Source organism: Erwinia sp. GW821-FHT03D09 (genome assembly GCF_059420805.1).
The window spans coordinates 72,749-93,549 of the sequence record NZ_JBWKUK010000014.1 but is presented as its reverse complement, the minus strand read 5'-3'; the positions used below and the strand labels follow the sequence as shown (position 1 = coordinate 93,549).

Sequence of the window (20,801 nt, the reverse complement as noted above, 5' to 3'; positions counted from 1 at the left end):
GAAATTCCTGTGTTTTAAAAAGTCCGGTGTCTTAAGGTGTAGCCGCTTACACTGCGACGCGCATCCCGCCATCAACAAAAAGCAGGTGCCCGTTCACAAAATCAGAGGCTTTTGAAGCAAGGAACACCGCAGCACCGATCAGCTCTTCCGGGTTGCCCCAGCGCGCTGCCGGTGTACGTTTGCATAACCATGAGGTGAAGGCTTCATCATCCGCCAGCGCCTGGGTCATTTCGGTTTTAAAGTAGCCCGGCGCAATGCCGTTTACCTGAATATTGTGGCGCGCCAGCTCAACGCACATACCGCGCGTCAGCATGGTCACAGCGCCTTTAGAGGCCGCATACGGCGTGATGGTGTCGCGGCCCAGCTCGCTCTGCATCGAGCCGATATTGATGATTTTGCCCTGTTTGCGGGTCACCATCTGGCGCGCCACCGCCTGAGAAACCAGGAATACCGCCGTCTGGTTCACGGCGATAACGTCATTCCAGTCCTGCTCCGGGAACTCCAGGAACGGGCGACGGCGCTGAATACCGGCGTTGTTTACCAGCACGTTGATCGGCCCAATCTCGCTTTCAATTTTTTCCACCGCCGCATTTACCGCCGCTGACTGGGTGACGTCAAACGCCACTGCGTGCGCCTTAAAGCCCTGCTGCTGTAACGCAGCGGCTGCTTTATCCGCACCTTCCTGAGTGGTGGCGTTGATGATCACTTCTGCACCGGCCTCGGCCAATCCTTTCGCCATCAGAAAACCAATGCCGCGACCGGAACCGGTGATCAGTACACGTTTGTTTGCCAGAGAGAAAAGCGTAGTCATGATGAGTCCTTAAAAAGTCAGCTGCACTTTGGCGGCTTTTTGTTTATCACCGGCAAACACCAGTGCAGCGTCGATATTCTGATAGTCGTATTCACCACTGAACAGCGGCAGCGGGTTCACCGTGCCGGTGCCCAGCCACTCCACCGCCGTGTTGAATTCGGTGGTAAAGCGGAAGGAACCAACCAGTTTTATTTCTTTCGCGATCAGCATCATGATCGGGAAGCCCGGCACGTCGCCGCCCATGCCTACCTGCACAAGCGTGCCTTTTGCACGAGTCACTTCCAGGCATCGGGTCAGAGAAGAAGGATGGCCGGAGGCTTCAAACGACACGTCAAAGTAGCCCTTCTCCGCCAGATAAGGCGCAAAATCACCGTTTGCCGCGTGAATGGTGTCGGTAGCGCCCATCGCCACGGCCATCACCAACGAGCGCTCGCTGATATCGGCACAGACTACTTCCGCCGCGCCTTTGGCTTTTGCCGCCGCAGCGATCAGGCAGCCGATCGGGCCCACACCGGAGATAAAGACTTTTTTGCCCTGCAGATCGCCGCCCTGGTTGGCCGCGTGAATGCACACCGCCAGCGGTTCGGCAAACACCATCACCTTGTCATCGGCCTGGTTATCGAAAGGAATGCACTGGCTGCTCTCGACCACTTTGAACTGGGTGAAGCCACCGTCCACGTGCGGGAAGTACATGGCGCTACCGAAGAAGCGCATGCTGGTGCACTGGTTCTCCTCCTGCGCTTCGCAGTATTTGCAGTGGCCGCAGGGTTTGGACGGGTTCACCGCCACTTTCTGATTCTCTTTCAGCGCCGGGTTATCACTTTTCACCACGTAGCCAATCACTTCATGACCCAGGATCATCGGCATTTTTACCGCAAAGTTGCCGACCTTGCCGTGCTGATAGTAGTGCAGATCGGAACCGCAAATGCCGCCGCGCGTGATGCGCACCAGCGTGCCTTCGCCATGGTAATCCACCTGCTGGCTGATAACCTCGACCTGCTCTTTACCGTTGATCATGCAGGACTGCGTGGTAGTACTCATGAGAAACCTCTAATACGTATTTATTGAGGCGCCTATAAGAACGATTTTGTAGATGCAAGACTGTGAAAAAGATCACTAAAAATCATGTTACTAAACTCATGTTACGCATAACGTGACACGCCTACCCTTTCGGAGAAACGTTAATCAGTGGCATACATCACAAAGCCAATAACTGCACTTTCGTCGCGGTCATATGATCGCTACAGTTAACTCATCCGACCACTTCCGAGATTTACGATGAGCGTGTCACTGTTCTCTCCGCTGGACCTGGGATTTACCCAGCTCAAAAACCGTTTTCTGATGGGTTCAATGCATACCGGGCTGGAGGAGCATCCGCAGGGTGCCGAACGGCTGGCGGCATTTTACGCCGAGCGCGCCCGCGCCGGAGTGGCGCTGATCGTCACCGGCGGCATTGCCCCCACCCCGGAGGGCGTGGTCAGCCCCGGAGCCTCGGTGCTGAACGACGAATCGCAGCTGGCACACCATCGCCAGGTTACCGACGCCGTGCATCAGGCCGGTGGAAAAATTGCTATGCAGATCCTGCATACCGGGCGCTATAGCTATCAGCCCGGCCTGGTTGCCCCTTCGGCGATTCAGGCTCCCATCAATCCCTTTACCCCGCGCGCGCTCAGCCACGAAGAGATCCTGGCGCTGATCGCCGCCTATGCCCGCTGCGCACGTCTGGCACAGCAGGCCGGATACGACGGCGTGGAAATCATGGCGTCCGAAGGCTATCTGATAAATCAGTTCCTGGTGACCCATACCAATCAGCGCAACGATGAATGGGGCGGCGATGAGGTGCGCCGCCGTCGCTTCGCGCTGGATATTCTGCGCGCGGTACGGGCGGCGGTAGGCGACGAATTCATTATTATTTTCCGCCTGTCGATGCTGGACCTGGTGGAGCAGGGCGGCACACTGGAGCAAACCATCACTCTGGCGAAAGAGGTGGAACAGGCCGGCGCCACGCTGATCAATACAGGCATTGGCTGGCACGAGGCGCGTATTCCGACCATTGCCACCGCCGTGCCGCGCGCCGCTTTTGCCTGGGTGACGCAGGCGCTGAAGCAGCATCTGCGCATCCCGCTGATCGCCACCAACCGCATTAATCACCCCGATGTGGCGCAGGCGGTGCTGGACGACGGCTGCGCCGATATGGTATCGATGGCGCGCCCGTTCCTGGCCGACGCCGAGTTTGTGCTGAAGGCGCAGCAGGGACGCAGTGATGAGATCAACACCTGCATCGGCTGCAATCAGGCCTGTCTGGATCAGATTTTTGTCGGCAAGCTCACCTCCTGTCTGGTCAATCCCCGCGCCTGCCACGAAACCACCCTGCCGCTGATCCCCGCAGCCGTGCGGAAAAACATCGCGGTGGTCGGTGCCGGGCCAGCCGGTCTGGCATTTGCGGTGAATGCCGCCGCGCGCGGGCATCAGGTGACGCTATTTGATGCGCTGCCGGAAGTTGGCGGACAGTTCAATATTGCCCGACAGATCCCGGGGAAGGCGGAGTTCAGCGAAACCCTGCGCTACTTCCGCCGCCAAATCGAGATCCACGGCGTGACCCTGCGGCTGAATCAGTACGTCAGTGCGGCACAGCTTGCTGACTTTGATGAAGTGGTGCTGGCCACCGGTATTGAGCCCCGCACGCCGGCCATCCCGGGCATCGGGCACCCTTCGGTTCTCAGCTATCTGGACGTGATCCGCGACAAAAAACCGGTGGGGCAGCGAGTGGCGATTATCGGCGCAGGCGGTATCGGCTTTGATACCGCGGAATATCTGGTGCAGCCTGAAACATCAGAGCCGCAGGATATCGCCGACTTCTGCGAAGAATGGGGCATCGACCGCACGCTGACCCAGCCCGGAGGCCTGACGATCCCGGTAGCGCCTCACAGCGCCCGCCAGGTATGGCTGCTACAGCGCAAACCCGGTAAGCCAGGCGCAGGGCTGGCAAAAACCACCGGCTGGATACATCGTGCCAGCCTGCAAATGCACGGCGTGCAGATGTGGGGCAGCGTTGAGTATCAGCACATTGATGATGACGGGCTGCATATTCTGCGCGACGGCGAACCGCTGCTGCTGGCGGTGGATAATATTATTATCTGCGCCGGACAGGAGCCAAGGCGGGAATTGGAAACGCAGCTCCTCGCCCAGGGCAAGCCTCTGCATATTATCGGCGGAGCAGATATAGCCCAGGAGCTGGATGCTCGCCGGGCTATTGCGCAGGGAACTAAACTGGGACTGGGGATTTAGCCTCAGCGCCCGGCGGAGGTGGCAAGGCGCTCCTCGGCATCCCGGGCGCGGGTTATGCGGTTACGCAGGTCGCGGCGGAAGATTTCAATCGTCCACATCCAGAGGATATGGCCGAAGGTTTCGGACAGGATTTCATCGGCGGGAAGATTCCACAGTGCCGGTGCCCAACCCGCAGCCGGTAAAACCACGCCGTGGAAAATCACGGTGATGACCAGCGCGAAGGCCACGCCCTGCCACAGCTTGATCGACGGGAAGATCTCCGCCAGCCAGCAGTAGAGCATGGCGAAAAAAACCGAAAACAGGTGGTGAACGCCCGCCACACCCCAGTTCACCACGTGCCCGGACCACTGATAAATCATCGCTTCGGTGTTCAGGCCCAGATCATTGAGCATTTCAACAGGCGGAATCGCCCGGTCGGCCGTGCGCGGCGGGAAGGGGTTCTCACTGCCCCACTTAACGAAGCTGGCAATATTGCCCCCTGCAAAGCCCGCCAGCAGTGCGGCAGAATAACGGCGATACGATTTATTGGTCATGCGGTAAAGCTCTCCATGCAAAAAAAATCCTTTAAGTTCTCGGAAATACCGTTCCGGTGGTGCAGCATAACCTTTTTTACACTCGGAAGATTGTTATTGCAGGCGGCAAGGTAAACCCGCAGCATCAATCCAGGCACGGCCAGCGAAAATATTTTGGCAAAATGTCGTAAAACGTTAGCCTCGAAGGCGTATAAAAAAATCTGTCGTCCGTCCCTTAAGGAGCATTTTGATGTCGTATTCCTGGCGCTCTCCGCTACTTTCCCGCTTCGACTGGCTCGATCACGCATTTTTACCCGCCGGAGAACGGCCCCCGGTAGAGACGATTTACAATCAGCAGCGCCACAGCGCCCGCGTGGTGCCGAGCGCCACGGCGCTACCGGTAAAAAGCGTGGAGGCCGACGGGCTAATCGCCAGCGATAACTGCCCCGTTGCGGTCTACACCGCGGACTGTCTGCCGATCCTGCTGACAGATGCTAAACAACACCAGGTGGCAGCGGTGCACGGTGGGCTGAAGGGCGTCCTCAGCGGCGTGCTGATTAACGCCATCCGCCAGCTTTGCCAGGGTGGCAGCGCGCCGGAGGATGTGTTTATTGCTATCGGCCCGTCGATCGGTCCCTGCTGCTACGAGCTGGGAAAGGACCTGATTGCCCGCGCGGAGCAGGACGATCCGCACCACCTGGCACCGTTAATGGCGTGGTCGGAACAGCCGTCGATAAACCCGGCGGCAGTCCGCCCACAGGCGCAGGGCACCACCGACGGTGTGTGGTTTGATTTACCGCTGTTGGCAAAACGCATCGCGCTAAGGGAGGGAGTGCCGGAGCAGCAGATTGAGCTGAGTGGTATCTGCACCTACTGCATGGCGGAAGAGCAGGCCAGCTACCGGCGCAACACGCACCGCCAGCATGGCTACCAGCAGCGTTTTTCGTGGATTCGTTTGAAGGATTAACGTGCGGCTGAACGAAGTGCGGCATCCCTGCCGACTGCTGGCAATCAGCGCATTTTCACCGAACGCAGGATCACAAACTTCTGGTTGGTGGCGACGGTGGTGCAGTTACCAAACAGCTTCTTCATCTTGTGGTAGTAATCCAGGTGGCGGTTGCCGACGATGCGCAGTTCGCCGCCGTACTGCAGGCAGCGGCGGGCATCGCGAAACATCTGCCAGGCAATATGATCGGTGACCGCGTTCTGCTGATGGAACGGCGGATTACACAGCACCGCGTGCAGACGGTCGGACGGGTAGCCCGCCAGCACGTTGTTAACGCGAAATTCACAGCGCGCCAAATCGTCCGGGCAGTTTGACTCCACGTTCAGGCGGCTGGATGCCACGGCCATATAGGACTCATCCACAAAGTGAACCTGCGCCAGCGGGTTCTGCCGCAGCGCCGTCAGACCAATCACGCCGTTGCCGCAGCCGAGGTCAACGATCTCACCGTCAATATCTTCCGGCAGATTTTCCATAAAGAAGCGCGCACCGATATCCAATCCGCCGCGGGCGAATACGTTGGCATGGTTATGAATCAGGTAATCCGTGCCGTCCAGCGGCCATGTGGCGATCACATCGCTGTCCGCCAGTTTCGGTGCGCTGAAGGTGGTATAGATCAGCCGCGCCTTTTTCCATGCCAGCGAGGTGGTGGTCGCACCCAGGATTTTTTCAAACAGCTGTAGCGTGGAAGTATGGATATCCTTCGCCTTTCCGGCGGCGATAATCTGCGTTTCCGGCGTGACCACCTTACGCAGCGCACGCAGCTGCTGCTCTAAAAGCGCCAGCGTTTTCGGCACCTTAATCAACACTCGCGACGGAGCAGCAGGCAGCGGGGCCAGACTGTCCAGCAGCTGTACATCGCATTCGTCCAGCTGGTTTAACGCCAGATTCTGACGAGTGGCCTGCTGGTTAAGCCAGGAATCGCTGATGCTGTAAACGCCCTCGCCCGCTACCGCGCAGGCCAGCGCACCAAAAGTGTCATTGAAGATCAGCGTCGGCCCGGCAGTCGGCTCATCACCAGTATGCCTCAGCAGGTATTCATCGGCCGCATCCCAGGCCTGCAACGGGCTTTCTTCGCGCATTTGGGGAAAGCGATGCAGCGTCAGCATACGGTTGCTTAGTTCGAGTTGGCTCATGGGAACACCTTAATGGTAAAATTTCCGCGTTTTATCCCCTAAAATGAGCGAACAGTAAACGTTTTTCTTAAAATTACCCGTAACGCCTGGCGCTTACTGGGTAATTAAAAGCAGATTAATCAGAGAGTTATGACAACATTACGCTACCTTAACGGCTATCCCACCGACCTTATTGCCCGCGTGCAGCAGCTTTCCGATCGTGGCCAGCTTTCGGCGTGGGTAGAGAAAAAATATCCAGGCCAGCACAGCATTCAGGACGACAAATCGCTCTATCAGTACGTCGGTGGGCTGAAGCAGCGCTATCTGAAAAATACCCCCGCGCTGTCGAAAGTGATGTTTGATAATAAGCAGAATCCGGTGAAGGGCACGCTGGGGACCAATACCTTTGTTTCCCGCGTGCAGGGCGGCAAGCTGAAAAGCAACAATGAGATCCGCATCGCCACGCTGTTTCGCGACGGGCCGGAAGAGTTTCTCAAGATGATCGTGGTGCACGAGCTGGCGCATCTGAAAGAGAAGGATCACAACAAAGCGTTCTATCAGCTGTGCTGCCATATGGAACCGGACTATCATCAGCTGGAGTTTGATATGCGCATCTGGCTGAACTTCCGCGATCTGAAATAACCCCGCTGCGGCCGATTTTTATTCTGATTGCGGGAAGGCTGTTCTACTGAGGCAGCCGTTCGTCTGAGGAAAAATGCGAATGGATTTGCTGCAGGCCTCCCTGCCTGCAGCAAGCGCTGAACATCACGGCAGCGCGTAAGCCACCGGAGTTATCGCACGGCGATCGAGGTTTTTACTCAGCGCTTTGACGGCGGTGCGCAGCGGGCACAGCGTACCCACGTCGGTTACCCGGCAGTCCAACTGACGCCACTCCTCACGCAGCAGCGGATGCTTGCCGTCCACCTGCTGTAAATTGCGCAGGTCGTCCAGGCTCTGCCCCTCGAAGTAGACGTGCAGGAAACGCTCTCCCGTCCTGGTTTCACGCCAGCGCTCCAGCACCAGGCTGCTGCCCGGCGGGATGTTGCCGCGCGTGTAGCCGGACAGCGTCCAGCTGAAATCCATCAGCGTGCGTACCATCGCGATATTGGTATCATGCGCCACCAGCAGCAGCCAGCGGGTATCCGGCATGTTATCCGCCGGCTTCTTCACCCCCTGCTCAACGCCCTGCAGCATAGCGTTAAGCAGAATGGAGCCTCGCTTCTGCGCGGTGTAAAGCACGTCGTTGCTGAGATCGTAATTGGCCGTTAACAGCGGTAAAACGGCGGTGATCTGCGCCGATGAGGTGATATTGCCCCATGCGAGTTGGGCAACCGGCAGGTTTTCATTCCAGCCCAGGCCAAGCGTTTCAACCATATTTGCCAGCACGCTCGGGCCATCAACGTAGGCTTTACCGCTTTTACTCTGTTTAATCTGCCAGGGCTTATCAAAGAAGGTGCAGGATGCATCGTCCCGGCAAACCGCAGAACGTGAGACTCCCGCCAGGCGGGCGACATCTTCAGCATTGACCCAGTTTTTTTCTTCTCGCTCATGCTCACTCTGCGCGGGTTACGGTGTGCGTGAACCTATGTTAACCTCCCCGCACCGAACCGCGCCAGACCACATCGGCCTGATAAACCAGGCTGTCGTGCTGCTGTTCGCTCTGCGGCGTAAAGCCGCTTTCCGCCTGCTCGGTCTGGATCAGCCACTGCACCGCGTCGCGGGCAAAGCGCTCTACCGGCTGGGCGAAGGTGGTCAGATTGAAGGACGACCACCCGGCCTGCACGATATTATCGAACCCTATCAGGCAGATATCCTCCGGCACGCGGACCGCAAAACGGTGCCGTGCCTCATCCATAAAACCGCAGGCCACCAGATCGGTGACGCAGAATACCGCGTCCGGGCGCTGCTGGCGGGTCAGCAGGCGATGCGCCAGGATCTGACCGCTTTCATAGGATGTGGAGCCAAAACGCTCAACGATGACCGCTAATCCGGCCTGTTCCGCCACCGCGACAAACGCCGCTTCACGCTTCATCAGGCTGGGCGTTCCGGCCAGCGAGTTAGCAAACGCCAGATGCCGACAGCCGGCACGCTGGAATGCCATCACCGCCGTTTCCGCCGCCGATTGTGCATCCAGGTTAATACTCAGCGATCCGGGCAGCGACTCATCGCGGTTAATCAGAATAATGCGCTGACCGTGTTTGTAGCACTGGCGGGTGATGGCGCGGTCCGGCATGCCGGAGAGGATAATCGAGGCGTCGGCGCGGAAATTAATCGCCTGCTGCAGCGCCGCCGACACACTGTTATCCGAGCGGTCGGTGTTGATCAGCATCGCCACTTTTCCCGCCTCCTGCAAAAACTGGGTCAGCCAGCGGACCAGCATCGCACGATAGGGGGTGGCGATTTCAGACACCACCAGGCAGACAATCCCACTGCGGTTGCGCACCAGCCCGCGCGCCAGATGATTGACGTGATAGCCCAGTTCCTCTGCCGCTTTCATCACCCGCGCGCGGGTCGTTTCCGACACGCTGGCGCCCGGCGTGTAGGTCCTCGACACCGCTGAGCGTGAAACGCCCGCGCGGTCGGCCACGTCCTGCGCACTCACCACCGCTTTTTCATTTTGCATGCTGTTCTCCATCAAAATCCCGCCTGAGAATGAGTTTGCCTCAGATTGCAAAGCTGTGCAAACTGACCGATATCACAATTGTTATATTTTTGTGACAAAGGCTATTAATTCAGCCCTAAGCCATTTGACAGTTTATTTCTTGTTCATTATTAATTTGCACACACGTGCAAAAATAGGTGCCAGTGAAGCATCCACCCTACAAACCAAGGAGATCATCATGCGATATACCTCAATGGCCATCGCGCTATCCCTCTGTTGCACTGCTTTACCGTTTGCCGCCTCGGCGGCGGGCAATCTGAATATGGTCTGCTCGGCGGATGTGGTGGTGTGCGAGCATATGACGCGTATTTTTAGTCAGTCTCATCCCGATATTAAAGTCAACATGGTGCGCCTGTCGGCGGGTGAGGCCTATGCGCGGCTGCGCAGCGAGGCGCGTAACCCGCGCACCGATATCTGGTGGGCTGGCACCGGCGATCCGCATATGCAGGCGGCGGATGAAGGGCTGACCCAGGTGTATAAATCACCGCGGCTGACCGAACAGCAGGACTGGGCACAGAAGCAGGCTGAAGACTCCGGCTATCGCACGGTCGGCATCTACGCCGGAGCGCTCGGCTGGGGCTATAACACCAAGCTGCTTGCCGACAAAAAACTGAAGGAACCGACCTGCTGGGCCGATCTGCTCGATCCGGGCTTTAAGGGTGAGATCCAAATCGCCAACCCGAACTCGTCCGGCACCGCCTACAACACCCTGGCCACGCTGGGGCAGATCATGGGCGAAGATAAAGCCTTCGATTATCTGAAAAAGCTCAACGCGAACGTTTCCCAGTACACTAAATCGGGTTCCGCACCGGTGAAATCCGCCGCGCGCGGGGAAACCACCGTCGGTATCGTGTTTATGCACGATGCGGTGGCGATGCAGGTTGACGGTTTCCCGATCAAGACCGTTGCGCCGTGTGAAGGCACCGGCTACGAAATTGGCTCGATGTCGATCGTCAAAGGCGCGCGTAACCTCGCCAATGCCAAAGTCTGGTACGACTGGGCACTGAGCGCGGAAGCCCAGTCGCATATGAAAGAGGTCAAATCCTTCCAGCTGCCGTCCAACCGCAATGCGGAGATTTCCGAATACGCGCCGCGCTTTGAGAACATCAAGCTGATCGACTACGACTTCAAAACCTACGGCGATTCCGCCAAACGCAAAGCGCTGCTGAGCCGTTGGGACAAAGAGATCGGTGCCAGTGCGCAGTAATCCCCGCCGTTTTGTGATGCTGATACGCGGTGGCTTCGGCCTGATGTCCGCTTCAGCCTGGTTTTCAGGTCGAGGTATGTCATGAATGCAAATAATCGTCGTCTGACCGGCGCGCTGATATTGGGCGCGGCGGCTCTGCTGCTGCTGCCGTGGTACAGCCTTGAGGCCGGTTTCTTTGACGGCGGCTGGCTGATAAGCCTGTGGAGCGATGCCGCGACGGCCCCAGCGCTCTGGCAGCTGGGCGAACATCCGTGGCTGGCAATAGCGGTGGCGCTGTTCGCGCTGTGCGGCGGCTGCGGCCTGCTGCCGTCGGGCGCGCGCAGCCGGTTGCTGCTGCTGTTCAGCGCCTTCGGCGTGCTGTTTTTAATCATTGAAGGCCATGCGATTGGCTACAGCGGCTGGAGCTGGCTATGGCTGGAAAACCGCTTTGGCGCGCTGGAATCCGGCCAGCCGGCGATGGGTGCCGGTGCGCTGCTGCTGCTGACCACCTTTCTGCTGCTGTTCTCCTTCGCGCTGGCCGAACGCGGCGTGATGAAGGGCGATGCCTTTGTGGTGGCCTCGCTGGTGCTGCTGACGGCGCTGGTCAGCATCTTTGTACTTTATCCGGTGCTGAGCATGTTCGTGGTTTCGGTACAGGATGTGGACGGCAGCTTCCAGCCCGCTGGCTTAATTAGCAATATTCAGGACCCGGCCATCTGGAGCCTCTCCTGCTTAAACGGCGGCACCTGCGGCACGGCCTGGCGCACGCTGTGGCTGGCGTTGATGACCGCCACGGGATCGACGCTGCTGGGGCTGGCGTTTGCCCTTGCCGCCACGCGCACCTCGCTGCCGTGCAAAAAAGCGCTGCGCATGCTCACCATCCTGCCAATCATTACCCCGCCGTTTGTGATCGGCCTGGCGCTGATCCTGCTGTTTGGCCGTTCAGGCGTGATAACCGAGCATCTGGCTGCGCTGTTTGGCATCGAGCCGGGTCGCTGGCTGTACGGCTTAACCGGCATCTGGATTGCTCAGGTGCTGTCGTTTACACCGATCGCCTTCCTGGTGCTGATTGGCGTGGTGGAGGGCGTCAGCCCTTCGCTGGAGGAAGCTTCGCAGACGCTGCGCGCCAACCGCTGGCGCACCTTCAGCCGCGTGTCGCTACCGCTGATGGCCCCCGGGCTGGCTAACGCCTTCCTGATCACCTTTATCGAAAGTATGGCCGACTTCGGCAACCCGATGGTACTCGGCGGCAGCCACGGCGTGCTTTCTACCGAAATCTTCTTCTCGGTGGTGGGTGCGCAAAACGATCCAAGCCGTGCGGCGGTGCTGGCGATGATCCTGCTGTGCTTTACTCTGGCGGCGTTTATCCTGCAGCGACTGTGGCTGGGCGGCAAGAACTTCGCCACGGTTACCGGCAAAGGCGACGGCGGCCAGCACGGCAAGCTACCGCGCGCGCTGCGCTTCGGCGTGTATGGCATGGTGATCCCGTGGGGTCTGTTCACCCTGGTGATCTACGGCATGATTGTGGTGGGCGGCTTTGTACAGTCGTGGGGGCTGGACAGTTCCCTCACCATCAATCACTACGTCCGTGCTTTCGGTATCAGCTTTAGCGAGGGCCATCTGCTGTGGAGCGGCGTGGCGTGGAACTCGTTCTGGACCACGCTGGAGATCGCGCTGATCGCCGCGCCGCTGACGGCAATCGTCGGGCTGCTCACCGCCTGGCTGATCGTGCGGCAGAAATTTGCCGGTCGTCAGACCTTTGAGTTCCTGCTGATGCTCAGCTTCGCCATTCCCGGCACGGTAATCGGCGTCAGCTACGTGATGGCCTATAACCTGCCGCCGCTGGAGATTACCGGCACCGCGCTGATTCTGGTGGCCTGTTTTGTCTTCCGCAATATGCCGGTAGGCGTACGCGGCGGCATTGCGGCGATGAGCCAGCTGGATAAAAGCCTGGATGAAGCCTCTCTGACCCTTGGCGCTAACAGCTTCCGCACGCTACGTAAGGTGGTGCTGCCGCTGCTGAAGCCGGCGCTCAGCGCCGCGCTGGTGTATGCCTTCGTGCGGGCAATCACCTCGATCAGCGCGGTGATCTTCCTCGTCAGCGCGCAGTACAACATGGCGACGTCCTACATCGTCGGGCTGGTAGAAAACGGCGAATACGGCGTGGCGATCGCCTACTCCACGGTGCTGATCGTGGTGATGCTGCTGATTATCGGCGTATTCCAGTGGCTGGTCGGTGAACGGCGGCTGCGTCGTGTCACCCGCCCGGTAGATGTGCCGGCACCGCCCGCTTCAACCTCTTTAACCCAGGAGAATACCGTATGACAACCCTGAATGCCGGTTCCGTGGTGTTTGAGCACGTTTCAAAACGCTTTGCGGGATTTAACGCCCTGCCCGACCTGTCGCTGACGGTGGAGCCGGGTACGCTGGTCACGCTGCTTGGCCCATCCGGCTGCGGTAAAACCACCACGCTGCGGCTGCTGGCCGGGCTGGAGCACCCGACATCCGGGCGCATTCTGATTGGCGGTAAAGACGTGACTCACCTGCCGGCCAACGAACGCGATGTCGCAATGGTGTTTCAGTCCTACGCGCTGTTTCCGCATATGAGCGCGCTCGATAATATTATGTACGGCCTGCAATCCTCCGGCATCAGCAAGCGCGAAGCGCAGGACCGGGCGCGCGAGGGGCTGAAGCTGGTTGGATTAGAAAATCAGGGCCAGCGCCTGCCGTCCGAGCTGTCCGGCGGCCAGCAGCAGCGTATTGCCGTGGCACGCGCGCTGGTGCTGGAGCCGCAGGTGCTGCTGGATGAGCCGCTGTCCAATCTTGATGAGCGCCTGCGCCGCCGCGTGCGTACCGACATCCGCGATCTGCAACAGCGGCTCGGCTTCACTGCGGTGTATGTCACCCACGATCAGGAAGAAGCGCTGGCGGTGTCCGATAAGATTATCGTGATGAAAGAGGGCAATATTGCCCAGCAGGGTGCACCGGAAAGCCTCTATCGCGCGCCGAATTCGGTGTTTATCGCCGACTTTATGGGCGAGGCCAATATTCTGCCGTGCGAAGTGGAGCAGATTGAGGGCACTGAGGCGCTGGTACGGCTCGGCAACCAGCGCTATCGCGTACGCGGTAACGGCGTGAAAACCGGCGCGGCTCAGCTCTCCGTCAGGCCGCAGTTCATCACTTTACGCGATGATGGCGTTGGCGCGCTGCCGGGGGAAGTGACGCACAGCACCTGGCTGGGCAATCACATTGAGTATGAGGTGGCGACCGAACTGGGGCCGCTGTTTATTGTCGATGCGCAGATGGAACAGCAGCGGCCGCAGGCCTCACGCGTGGCGATTGATTTTAAACCGCAGGGCCTGGCCCTGATTGCTGGCTAATTTAAGGATAGATAATGAGTGAATTAGTAAACCATGATGCACTGCTGGCGCGGCTGGCGCTGGCGGAAAAAGTGGCGCGTGCCGGGGGAGAAAAGGCGCTGGCGTATTTTCATCAGCGCGACAGCCTGGTGGTGGAAACCAAACATGATTTGCAGGACGTGGTGTCCAAAGCCGATCGCGAAGTTGAGCAGATGATCGACCAGCAGATCCGCGCGCAGTACCCGGACGACGGTTTTCTGGGGGAAGAGTATGGCCTGCAGGTGGGATCGTCGGGCTATACCTGGGTGGTCGATCCGATTGACGGCACCAGCCCGTTCCTCAACGGCATGCCAAACTGGTGCGTGTCGGTGGCGGTATTGCAGGACGGCGTACCGGTGATTGGGGTGATTTATGCCCCCTGGTATCAGGAGTGCTACGTCGCCGCGCTGGGCCACGGGGCCACGCTGAACGGCAAGCGTTTACAGGTTGATCCTGCCCGCACGCTGCAAAACCACGTCACCGGCTTTGGTGCCAACAGCTACGTCAGCCCGGATGAAGTGGGTAAAATTCTGGCCTCGCTGCTGGATGCGGGCGGTAACTTTATTCGCATCGGCTCCGGCGCGCTGATGCTGGCCTGGGTGGCCGCGGGCCGCGTGGTGGGCTACTACGAACCTTATATGCACGCCTGGGACTGCCTGGCCGGTTATTGCCTGGTCAAAGAGGCGGGCGGCTGGTATCACCCGTTTAATACCGAAGGCGATCGCCTGCTGAAAGGCGCGCAGGTGCTGGCGGTAGCACCGGGTGCGGAAGCGGATCTGCGGCGCATCGCCGGGCTGTAGTGGCTGAATACCGTTTAAACGCCTGACCTGTTCCCGGCGGGTCAGGCGTCCTTCATTCCCCGCTACTCAGATAAAATCCTTCGCCTTCTGGATCAGGCTGGTTTTGGTCAGCGCCCCGACGTATTTGCGCTCCTGCGGATTATTCAGCACCGGCAGGCGCTCCAGAGTGATGCGGGCGAAGGCCTCCCAGCCTTCCCGAATGGTCTGGTTTTCAAAGATGGTTGGGAAGCTGGAATCCATCACGCAGCTCACCGGCGAGGTCAGAGTGATCTCCTTATCCAGCACCTTGTGCGAGATATCGTGAATCGAAACCGCGCCGAGGAAGGTGCCTTTGTGGTCAATGACGTAAACAAAGCGCTCGCGCTTTAGCGAACTGACCGCCAGCGCTTTACCCACCGAATCCTCCGGCGTCAGCGCCGCACCGGAGACGATAAACTGCGAGATAATGCCGTTATCAAAATCGAACTTGGCATCAGAACGGCTGAAGTGGCTGTTGACCACCGAATAGGTGCTGCCAGACTGCAGGCGATAGGCCAACATCGACGCCAGCACGCAGGCAATCATGGTGGGGAACAGCAGGCTGCTGTTGAGTGTCATTTCCAGCACCATCAGCATCGCCATCAGCGGCGCCTGACTTACCGAGGACAGCACGGCACCCATGCCGACGGCGGCAAGCACTTCGGCGTTGCTGACCGGCACGCCCGCCATGATCGCCACCAGCGCCACCAGCTGCCCCACCAGCGCGCCGATCAGCAGCGCCGGGGTGAACAGGCCGCCTACCGCACTGGAGCCGACCGAGATCGCCGTTGCCAGCATTTTTAGCAGCAGCAGCGCGGCCAGCATCGGCAGCAGGAAACTTCCCGCCATAATGCGCACGATCACCTCGTAGCCGTTGCCCAGGATCTGCGTGCTGCCGATCGCCAGCGCGCCCACCAGCACGCCCCCCAGCCCCAGCCGCAGCGGCAGACTGCCGATACGGCCGAACTGTCGCTTGCTCTGACCAATCAGCCAGATCATCGCCCAGCCAAACAGCCCGGCCAGCAGACCGATCCCCACCGTCAGCAGAATGCTGCCCGGCGTCAGCTCAAACTGCGCGTGGGAAAAGGGATAAATCGCCGAGCGGTAGCCCAGCGACCACATGGTCAGCACCGCAACGCCGGAGGAGATTATCAGCGGGATCAGCCGCTGCATGGCCGAGATGCCGAAGGCAATTTCCGCCACGAAGATCGCCGACGCCAGCGGCGCATGATAAACCGACGACAAACCGGCGGCGGCGGCCATCGCCACCACGTCGCTGTTTTTCAGCGGCAGGGATTTAAACAGCCAGCGCCCCATCAGGCTGCCGCTCAGCGCAGACAATTGTACCATCGGCCCTTCCCGGCCAATGGAGGCACCGCTGCTGATACTGGCCAGCGAGGAAAGTCCGCGAAACAGTGAGGTGCGGGTCGGCACGCTGTCCAGCCGGGCGTTGATCACATCCAGATAGTCGGTGCGAATAGTCTCCTTCTGTTCTAATGCCGTGGCGTAGCGCAGAAAGAATCCGGCAATCAGCCCGCCGATGCCGACGATTAGCGGCCAAAAATACCAGGGGTAAACGTGCATGGCTTCGGTGATGTCCTGCTGCCCACTGAACACCAGCAGGTCGATAAGCTCGATCAGTTTACGAAAGCCCAGCGTGACCAGCGAAGCCACCAGCCCGACCGGGATCGCCACCAGAATGCTGGTCCAGTTAAGTGCATGTTTAGTGCCAATGGACATCTTTTTACCCCGAAATTCTTTTCTCTATCGTGCGAGAGCGGCTGCGAAAAATCAAATCGTGACCGTGACGGCGGCACGGCGTTTTTAGCCATTGCGCCAGCGTCATCGCATGTTAATCTTCCTTTTCCCTTTTTGGCCGCTACCGCCCCGATGCGCCCGGCCAACCCAGAGAACGGACTATACTATGATTCGCTTTGCCGTCGTTGGAACCAACTGGATCACCCGTCAGTTTGTCGATGCCGCTCATGAAACGGGTAAATTTAAGCTGACCGCGGTTTACTCCCGCACGCTGGAGCAGGCGCAGACTTTCGCCAACGATTACCCGGTAGAACAACTTTTTGACTCGCTGGAAGCGATGGCCCAGTCCGATCTGATCGATGCCGTTTATATTGCCAGCCCGAACGCCCTGCACTGCCCGCAGTCGCTGCTGTTCCTGCGTCATCGTAAGCACGTTATCTGTGAAAAACCGCTGGCGTCAAACCTGCGTGAAGTGGAAGAGATGGTCGCCTGCGCGCGTGAGCATCAGGTGGTGCTGTTCGAGGCGTTCAAAACCGCCAGCCTGCCGAACTTCCAGCTGTTACAGCAATCTCTACCGAAGATCGGCGTTCTGCGTAAGGCGTTGATTAATTACTGCCAGTATTCATCCCGCTATCAGCGCTACCTGGACGGTGAAAACCCGAATACCTTCAATCCGCGCTGGTCCAACGGCTCGATTATGGATATTGGCTATTACTGCCTGGGTACGGCGGTCAGCCTGTGGGGCGAGCCGCAGAAGGTGACGGCCAGCGCGACGCTGCTGGAAAGCGGCGTAGACGGCGCAGGCACCGTGCTGCTGGACTACGGCAGCTTCGACGTGACCGTGCAGCATTCAAAAATCAGCCAGTCCGTGCTGCCGAGCGAAATCCAGGGAGAAGCCGGTTCGCTGGTCATCGAGCACGTTTCCGAATGCCAGAACATCAGCTTCGTGGCACGCGGCGCGAAGCCGCAGGATCTCACACAGCCACAGCATATCAATACCATGCTGTACGAGGCGGAAACCTTTGCCCGGCTGATTGAAACCAACGAGATTAATCATCCGGGATTAACCTATTCGTTAAGCGTGGCGCGTCTGCTGACGGAAATCCGCCGCCAGACCGGCGTGGTATTCCCGGCCGATGCTCAGGAACCCGCGTTAGACCACTAATCTTGCCGATTGACCAACGCTGCGGACTTCTCCTGCCGCAGCACTGCTTTATGCCGATCGATAGCGGCTAATTCCGAATTTTCGCTTCCCCTGACAGAACATTTCCTTATACTTCCCTGCGCAAACACACATAAGCCGCCGCAATGTAGTGCCGCGCGGCAGAACTATAGATAACGACAGTGATTTAAAATTATGAGTAGAGAAAACAGCGGGCGCGGAGTCATCCAGCGCCTGATGCAGGGAAGCCTGGTAACACAAATCATGATCGGACTGCTGGCGGGTATCGCGCTGGCCTGGTTCTCAAAAAGTAATGCGCTGGCCGTGGGCCTGCTGGGCGAGCTGTTCGTTAGCGCGCTGAAAGCCGTTGCGCCTGTTCTGGTTCTGGTGCTGGTGATTGCATCGATTGCCAGCCATCAGCAGGGGCAGAAAACTAATATTCGCCCGATCGTTATGCTGTATCTGCTCAGCACCTTCTGCGCCGCCGTGGTGGCAGTGATTGCCAGCCACCTGCTGCCGCAGTCGCTGACGCTGCGCGCGGCGAGTACCGAAATCACCCCGCCTTCCGGTATTCTGGAGGTGCTCGACGGCCTGCTGATGAGTATGGTGGCCAACCCGATTGAAGCACTGATGAAAGCCAACTATATCGGCATTCTGGTGTGGGGTATCGGCCTGGGCCTGGCGTTCCGCCACAGCAGCGCCACCACCCGCACCTTCCTCAGCGATGCCTCTGATGCCGTGACCCGCCTGGTGCGCGTGGTGATCCGCTTTGCGCCAATCGGTATCTTTGGCCTGGTCGGTTCGATCCTGGCCTCTACCGGCTTTGAAGCGCTGTGGGATTACGCCCATCTGCTGGGCCTGCTGCTGGGCTGTATGCTGCTGATGGCGCTGGTATTTAACCCGATTCTGGTGTGGTGGCAGATCCGCCGCAACCCGTATCCGCTGGTGTTTACCTGCCTGCGTGAAAGCGGCGTGACCGCCTTCTTTACCCGCAGCTCGGCAGCGAATATTCCAGTGAATATGGCGCTGGCGAAAAAGCTGAATCTGGACGAAGACACCTATTCCGTCTCGATCCCGATCGGGGCCAACATCAGTATGGCCGGGGCATCGATTACCATTACCGTGCTGACGCTGGCGGCGGTAAATACGCTGGGAATTCATGTCGATGTCGGTACGGCGATCCTGCTGAGCCTGGTGGCGTCGATCTGCGCCTGCGGTGCATCCGGTGTGGCCGGCGGTTCGCTGCTGCTGATCCCGGTGGCCTGTAATATGTTCGGTATTCCGAATGAGGTGGCCATGCAGGTGGTAGCAGTCGGCTTTATTATTGGCGTGCTGCAGGATTCTGCGGAAACCGCGCTGAACTCATCGGCGGATATTCTGTTTACCGCAGCGGCCTGTATGGCGGAAGATCGCCGCGCTGGCGTGGTGAAATCACAGACTCAAGAGTAATCCTGACTGGCCTGGTTTCCCTCTCAGCGGGAAACCAGGCCGCAACGCCCGCAACAGGCGGCGTGCAGGATGAATCACCTGTCAATGCTGAACTCACTACAGACCGTCAACTCCTCACCCAGCCCGCAGCACTCCTCCTTCAGCCTTACAATGTGACCCCACTTTTAAAGATCGCCAGCTCGCGGAACTCATTCACTTCATTGCGCGCCGGTCGCCCGTTAGCAATCTCAACGATAGTATCCACAAAGCTCGCCAGCAGATCCGGCATTGCGGTGCCGTGAATCAGCTGACCGGCATCAAAGTCGATCCAGTGCGGCTTCTTCTTCGCCAGCTCGCTGTTGGTAGCCAGTTTTACCGTTGGCACAAATCCGCCGTACGGCGTGCCGCGCCCGGTACTGAACAGCACCATATGGCAGCCCGCACCGGCCAGCGCGCTGGTCGCCACCGCATCGTTACCCGGTGCGCTCAGCAGGTTAAGGCCCGGCTCCTTCAGCCGCTCACCGTATTTCAGTACGTCCACCACCTGGCTCTGCCCGGCTTTCTGCGTACAGCCCAGCGACTTCTCTTCCAGGGTGGTAATCCCCCCCGCTTTATTGCCCGGTGACGGGTTTTCATAGATCGGCTGGTTGTGGGCGATAAAGTATTTCTTAAAGTCATTCACCATGCTGACGGTTTTGTCAAAGGTTGCTTCGTCGCGGCAGCGGCTCATCAGAATACGTTCCGCGCCGAACATTTCCGGCACCTCGGTCAGCACCGTGGTGCCGCCGTTGGCGATCATCTGGTCCGAGAAGCGACCCAGCAGCGGGTTGGCGGTAATACCGGACAGGCCGTCCGAGCCGCCGCACTCCAGACCGAACTTCAGCTCGCTGAGTTTGCCTGGCTGACGTTGGTCGTGGCGCATCATCTCGTACAGCGCGTGCAGCTGCTCCAGCCCCGCTTCCACTTCATCATCCTGCTGCTGGCAAATCATATAGCGCACGCGGCTGTCGTCATACGCGCCCAGCGTCTGACGGAACTCATCCACCTGGTTATTTTCGCAGCCGAGGCCGATCACCAGCACTGCACCGGCGTTCGGATGACGCACCATGTTTTGCAGCATGGTTCGGGTGTTTTCATGGTCCTGCCCCAGCTGTGAACAGCCAAAGGTATGGCTGAAGAGATGCACGCCGTCAATACCTTCCGCCTGGTTGGTCTCTTTCAGGAAGCGCTGCAGGATCTGCCGGGCGATACCGTTCACGCAGCCGACCGTTGGCAGAATCCACAGCTCGTTGCGGATGCCGACATCGCCATTATCACGGCGGAAGATCTGTACTTCGCGATCCGCAGCCTGCGGCGGCACGGTAGCGAAGTCAGGCTGGTATTCATACTCATCCAGATCGCTCAGGTTGGTGCGTGCGTTCTGCGAATGAATAATTTCGCCTGGCGCAACCGGATGCGTGGCGTGACCAATCGGCAGGCCATATTTCATCACCAAATCACCGGTTTCCAGCGGCTGAAGGGCAAATTTATGCCCGCGTGCGACCGGCTGGGCCAGTACCACTGAATGCTGGCCGATAGTGACCTGCTCGCCCTCTTCCAGATCGCACAGCGCGACGGCAACATTATCCAGATCGTGAATTTTTATCAGACTTTGCATCGC

16 protein-coding genes and 1 pseudogene are annotated in these 20,801 nt (G+C 58.9%); 9 read left to right on the top strand and 8 right to left on the bottom strand.

Features of this window, described 5'->3' with window-relative positions:
• Window positions 1-46 precede the first annotated feature (46 nt).
• Both idnO and idnD read right to left on the bottom strand, forming a co-directional pair.
• A complete protein-coding gene (gene idnO, locus AC07U6_RS15280) occupies window positions 47-811 on the bottom strand; it encodes a gluconate 5-dehydrogenase (protein WP_494763913.1) in 765 nt (254 codons plus the stop codon).
• Between the two features lie 9 nt (window positions 812-820).
• Window positions 821-1,852, bottom strand: a complete 1,032-nt coding sequence (gene idnD / locus AC07U6_RS15275) for an L-idonate 5-dehydrogenase (protein WP_494763914.1) — start codon at window positions 1,850-1,852, stop codon at window positions 821-823.
• A 237-nt stretch (window positions 1,853-2,089) separates the two neighbouring features.
• Between idnD and AC07U6_RS15270 the strand changes: the two genes are divergently transcribed.
• Window positions 2,090-4,099, top strand: a complete 2,010-nt coding sequence (locus AC07U6_RS15270; RefSeq protein ID WP_494763915.1) for an oxidoreductase — start codon at window positions 2,090-2,092, stop codon at window positions 4,097-4,099.
• A 2-nt stretch (window positions 4,100-4,101) separates the two neighbouring features.
• On the opposite strand, the gene AC07U6_RS15265 is transcribed toward AC07U6_RS15270, so the two are convergent.
• Entirely contained in the window at window positions 4,102-4,632 is a 531-nt protein-coding gene (locus tag AC07U6_RS15265; protein WP_494763916.1) for a YagU family protein, read from the bottom strand.
• A 229-nt stretch (window positions 4,633-4,861) separates the two neighbouring features.
• Here AC07U6_RS15265 and AC07U6_RS15260 point away from each other — a divergent pair, with 229 nt between their 5' ends.
• Window positions 4,862-5,578 carry a purine nucleoside phosphorylase YfiH/LACC1 family protein gene (locus tag AC07U6_RS15260; protein ID WP_494763917.1) on the top strand — a complete coding sequence of 239 codons (717 nt, stop codon included), beginning with the start codon at window positions 4,862-4,864 and terminating at the stop codon, window positions 5,576-5,578.
• 44 nt (window positions 5,579-5,622) lie between these two features.
• Here AC07U6_RS15260 and rlmG read toward each other — a convergent pair whose 3' ends face one another.
• Window positions 5,623-6,750 (bottom strand): 23S rRNA (guanine(1835)-N(2))-methyltransferase RlmG, encoded by a 1,128-nt coding sequence (gene rlmG, locus AC07U6_RS15255; RefSeq protein ID WP_494763918.1) that lies wholly within the window; start codon window positions 6,748-6,750, stop codon window positions 5,623-5,625.
• Window positions 6,751-6,879: 129 nt separating this feature from the next.
• Here rlmG and AC07U6_RS15250 point away from each other — a divergent pair, with 129 nt between their 5' ends.
• A complete protein-coding gene (locus tag AC07U6_RS15250) occupies window positions 6,880-7,371 on the top strand; it encodes a M48 metallopeptidase family protein (protein ID WP_494763919.1) in 492 nt (163 codons plus the stop codon).
• Between the two features lie 123 nt (window positions 7,372-7,494).
• Here AC07U6_RS15250 and AC07U6_RS15245 read toward each other — a convergent pair.
• A pseudogene (locus tag AC07U6_RS15245) lies at window positions 7,495-8,217 on the bottom strand (histidine-type phosphatase); the annotation flags it as partial.
• A gap of 100 nt (window positions 8,218-8,317) precedes the next feature.
• Window positions 8,318-9,352, bottom strand: coding sequence for a LacI family DNA-binding transcriptional regulator (locus AC07U6_RS15240; protein WP_494763920.1), 1,035 nt, complete (start codon window positions 9,350-9,352; stop codon window positions 8,318-8,320).
• A gap of 217 nt (window positions 9,353-9,569) precedes the next feature.
• Here AC07U6_RS15240 and AC07U6_RS15235 point away from each other — a divergent pair, with 217 nt between their 5' ends.
• The 4 genes from AC07U6_RS15235 (at window position 9,570) to AC07U6_RS15220 (ending at window position 14,775) form a co-directional block, all read left to right on the top strand.
• Window positions 9,570-10,598, top strand: a complete 1,029-nt coding sequence (locus tag AC07U6_RS15235) for an ABC transporter substrate-binding protein (protein ID WP_494763921.1) — start codon at window positions 9,570-9,572, stop codon at window positions 10,596-10,598.
• A gap of 81 nt (window positions 10,599-10,679) precedes the next feature.
• On the top strand, window positions 10,680-12,902 hold the full coding sequence (locus tag AC07U6_RS15230; protein ID WP_494763922.1) for an ABC transporter permease: 2,223 nt from the start codon (window positions 10,680-10,682) through the stop codon (window positions 12,900-12,902).
• Window positions 12,899-13,957 carry an ABC transporter ATP-binding protein gene (locus AC07U6_RS15225; RefSeq protein ID WP_494763923.1) on the top strand — a complete coding sequence of 353 codons (1,059 nt, stop codon included), beginning with the start codon at window positions 12,899-12,901 and terminating at the stop codon, window positions 13,955-13,957. Before AC07U6_RS15230 ends, AC07U6_RS15225 begins: the two co-directional genes overlap by 4 nt.
• Before the next feature lie 14 nt (window positions 13,958-13,971).
• Window positions 13,972-14,775, top strand: coding sequence for an inositol monophosphatase family protein (locus AC07U6_RS15220; protein ID WP_494763924.1), 804 nt, complete (start codon window positions 13,972-13,974; stop codon window positions 14,773-14,775).
• Between the two features lie 66 nt (window positions 14,776-14,841).
• Here the strand turns inward: AC07U6_RS15220 and AC07U6_RS15215 are convergent, their stop codons facing one another.
• Window positions 14,842-16,533, bottom strand: coding sequence for a chloride channel protein (locus AC07U6_RS15215; RefSeq protein ID WP_494763925.1), 1,692 nt, complete (start codon window positions 16,531-16,533; stop codon window positions 14,842-14,844).
• Window positions 16,534-16,717: 184 nt separating this feature from the next.
• On the opposite strand from AC07U6_RS15215, the gene AC07U6_RS15210 reads away from it, so the two are divergent.
• Both AC07U6_RS15210 and sstT read left to right on the top strand, forming a co-directional pair.
• The gene (locus tag AC07U6_RS15210; protein WP_494763926.1) at window positions 16,718-17,716 is read left to right on the top strand and encodes a Gfo/Idh/MocA family protein; all 999 of its coding nucleotides are present in this window, start codon (window positions 16,718-16,720) and stop codon (window positions 17,714-17,716) included.
• A 192-nt stretch (window positions 17,717-17,908) separates the two neighbouring features.
• Complete coding sequence (gene sstT / locus AC07U6_RS15205) at window positions 17,909-19,162, top strand: serine/threonine transporter SstT (protein WP_494763927.1); 1,254 nt, start codon at window positions 17,909-17,911, stop codon at window positions 19,160-19,162.
• Between the two features lie 145 nt (window positions 19,163-19,307).
• Here sstT and AC07U6_RS15200 read toward each other — a convergent pair whose 3' ends face one another.
• On the bottom strand, window positions 19,308-20,798 hold the full coding sequence (locus AC07U6_RS15200; RefSeq protein ID WP_494763928.1) for a UxaA family hydrolase: 1,491 nt from the start codon (window positions 20,796-20,798) through the stop codon (window positions 19,308-19,310).
• Between the last annotated feature and the right edge of the window lie 3 nt (window positions 20,799-20,801).

What these genes read in the sequence shown, in the direction of transcription:
- rlmG (WP_494763918.1), bottom strand. Translation starts at nt 6,750, where the DNA reads ATGAGCCAACTCGAACTAAGCAACCGTATGCTGACGCTGCATCGCTTT.
- AC07U6_RS15220 (WP_494763924.1), top strand. Translation starts at nt 13,972, where the DNA reads ATGAGTGAATTAGTAAACCATGATGCACTGCTGGCGCGGCTGGCGCTG.
- AC07U6_RS15210 (WP_494763926.1), top strand. Translation starts at nt 16,718, where the DNA reads ATGATTCGCTTTGCCGTCGTTGGAACCAACTGGATCACCCGTCAGTTT.
- AC07U6_RS15225 (WP_494763923.1), top strand. Translation starts at nt 12,899, where the DNA reads ATGACAACCCTGAATGCCGGTTCCGTGGTGTTTGAGCACGTTTCAAAA.
- AC07U6_RS15260 (WP_494763917.1), top strand. Translation starts at nt 4,862, where the DNA reads ATGTCGTATTCCTGGCGCTCTCCGCTACTTTCCCGCTTCGACTGGCTC.
- AC07U6_RS15200 (WP_494763928.1), bottom strand. Translation starts at nt 20,798, where the DNA reads ATGCAAAGTCTGATAAAAATTCACGATCTGGATAATGTTGCCGTCGCG.
- AC07U6_RS15265 (WP_494763916.1), bottom strand. Translation starts at nt 4,632, where the DNA reads ATGACCAATAAATCGTATCGCCGTTATTCTGCCGCACTGCTGGCGGGC.
- AC07U6_RS15250 (WP_494763919.1), top strand. Translation starts at nt 6,880, where the DNA reads ATGACAACATTACGCTACCTTAACGGCTATCCCACCGACCTTATTGCC.
- idnO (WP_494763913.1), bottom strand. Translation starts at nt 811, where the DNA reads ATGACTACGCTTTTCTCTCTGGCAAACAAACGTGTACTGATCACCGGT.
- idnD (WP_494763914.1), bottom strand. Translation starts at nt 1,852, where the DNA reads ATGAGTACTACCACGCAGTCCTGCATGATCAACGGTAAAGAGCAGGTC.
- AC07U6_RS15230 (WP_494763922.1), top strand. Translation starts at nt 10,680, where the DNA reads ATGAATGCAAATAATCGTCGTCTGACCGGCGCGCTGATATTGGGCGCG.
- AC07U6_RS15270 (WP_494763915.1), top strand. Translation starts at nt 2,090, where the DNA reads ATGAGCGTGTCACTGTTCTCTCCGCTGGACCTGGGATTTACCCAGCTC.
- AC07U6_RS15215 (WP_494763925.1), bottom strand. Translation starts at nt 16,533, where the DNA reads ATGTCCATTGGCACTAAACATGCACTTAACTGGACCAGCATTCTGGTG.
- sstT (WP_494763927.1), top strand. Translation starts at nt 17,909, where the DNA reads ATGAGTAGAGAAAACAGCGGGCGCGGAGTCATCCAGCGCCTGATGCAG.
- AC07U6_RS15235 (WP_494763921.1), top strand. Translation starts at nt 9,570, where the DNA reads ATGCGATATACCTCAATGGCCATCGCGCTATCCCTCTGTTGCACTGCT.
- AC07U6_RS15240 (WP_494763920.1), bottom strand. Translation starts at nt 9,352, where the DNA reads ATGCAAAATGAAAAAGCGGTGGTGAGTGCGCAGGACGTGGCCGACCGC.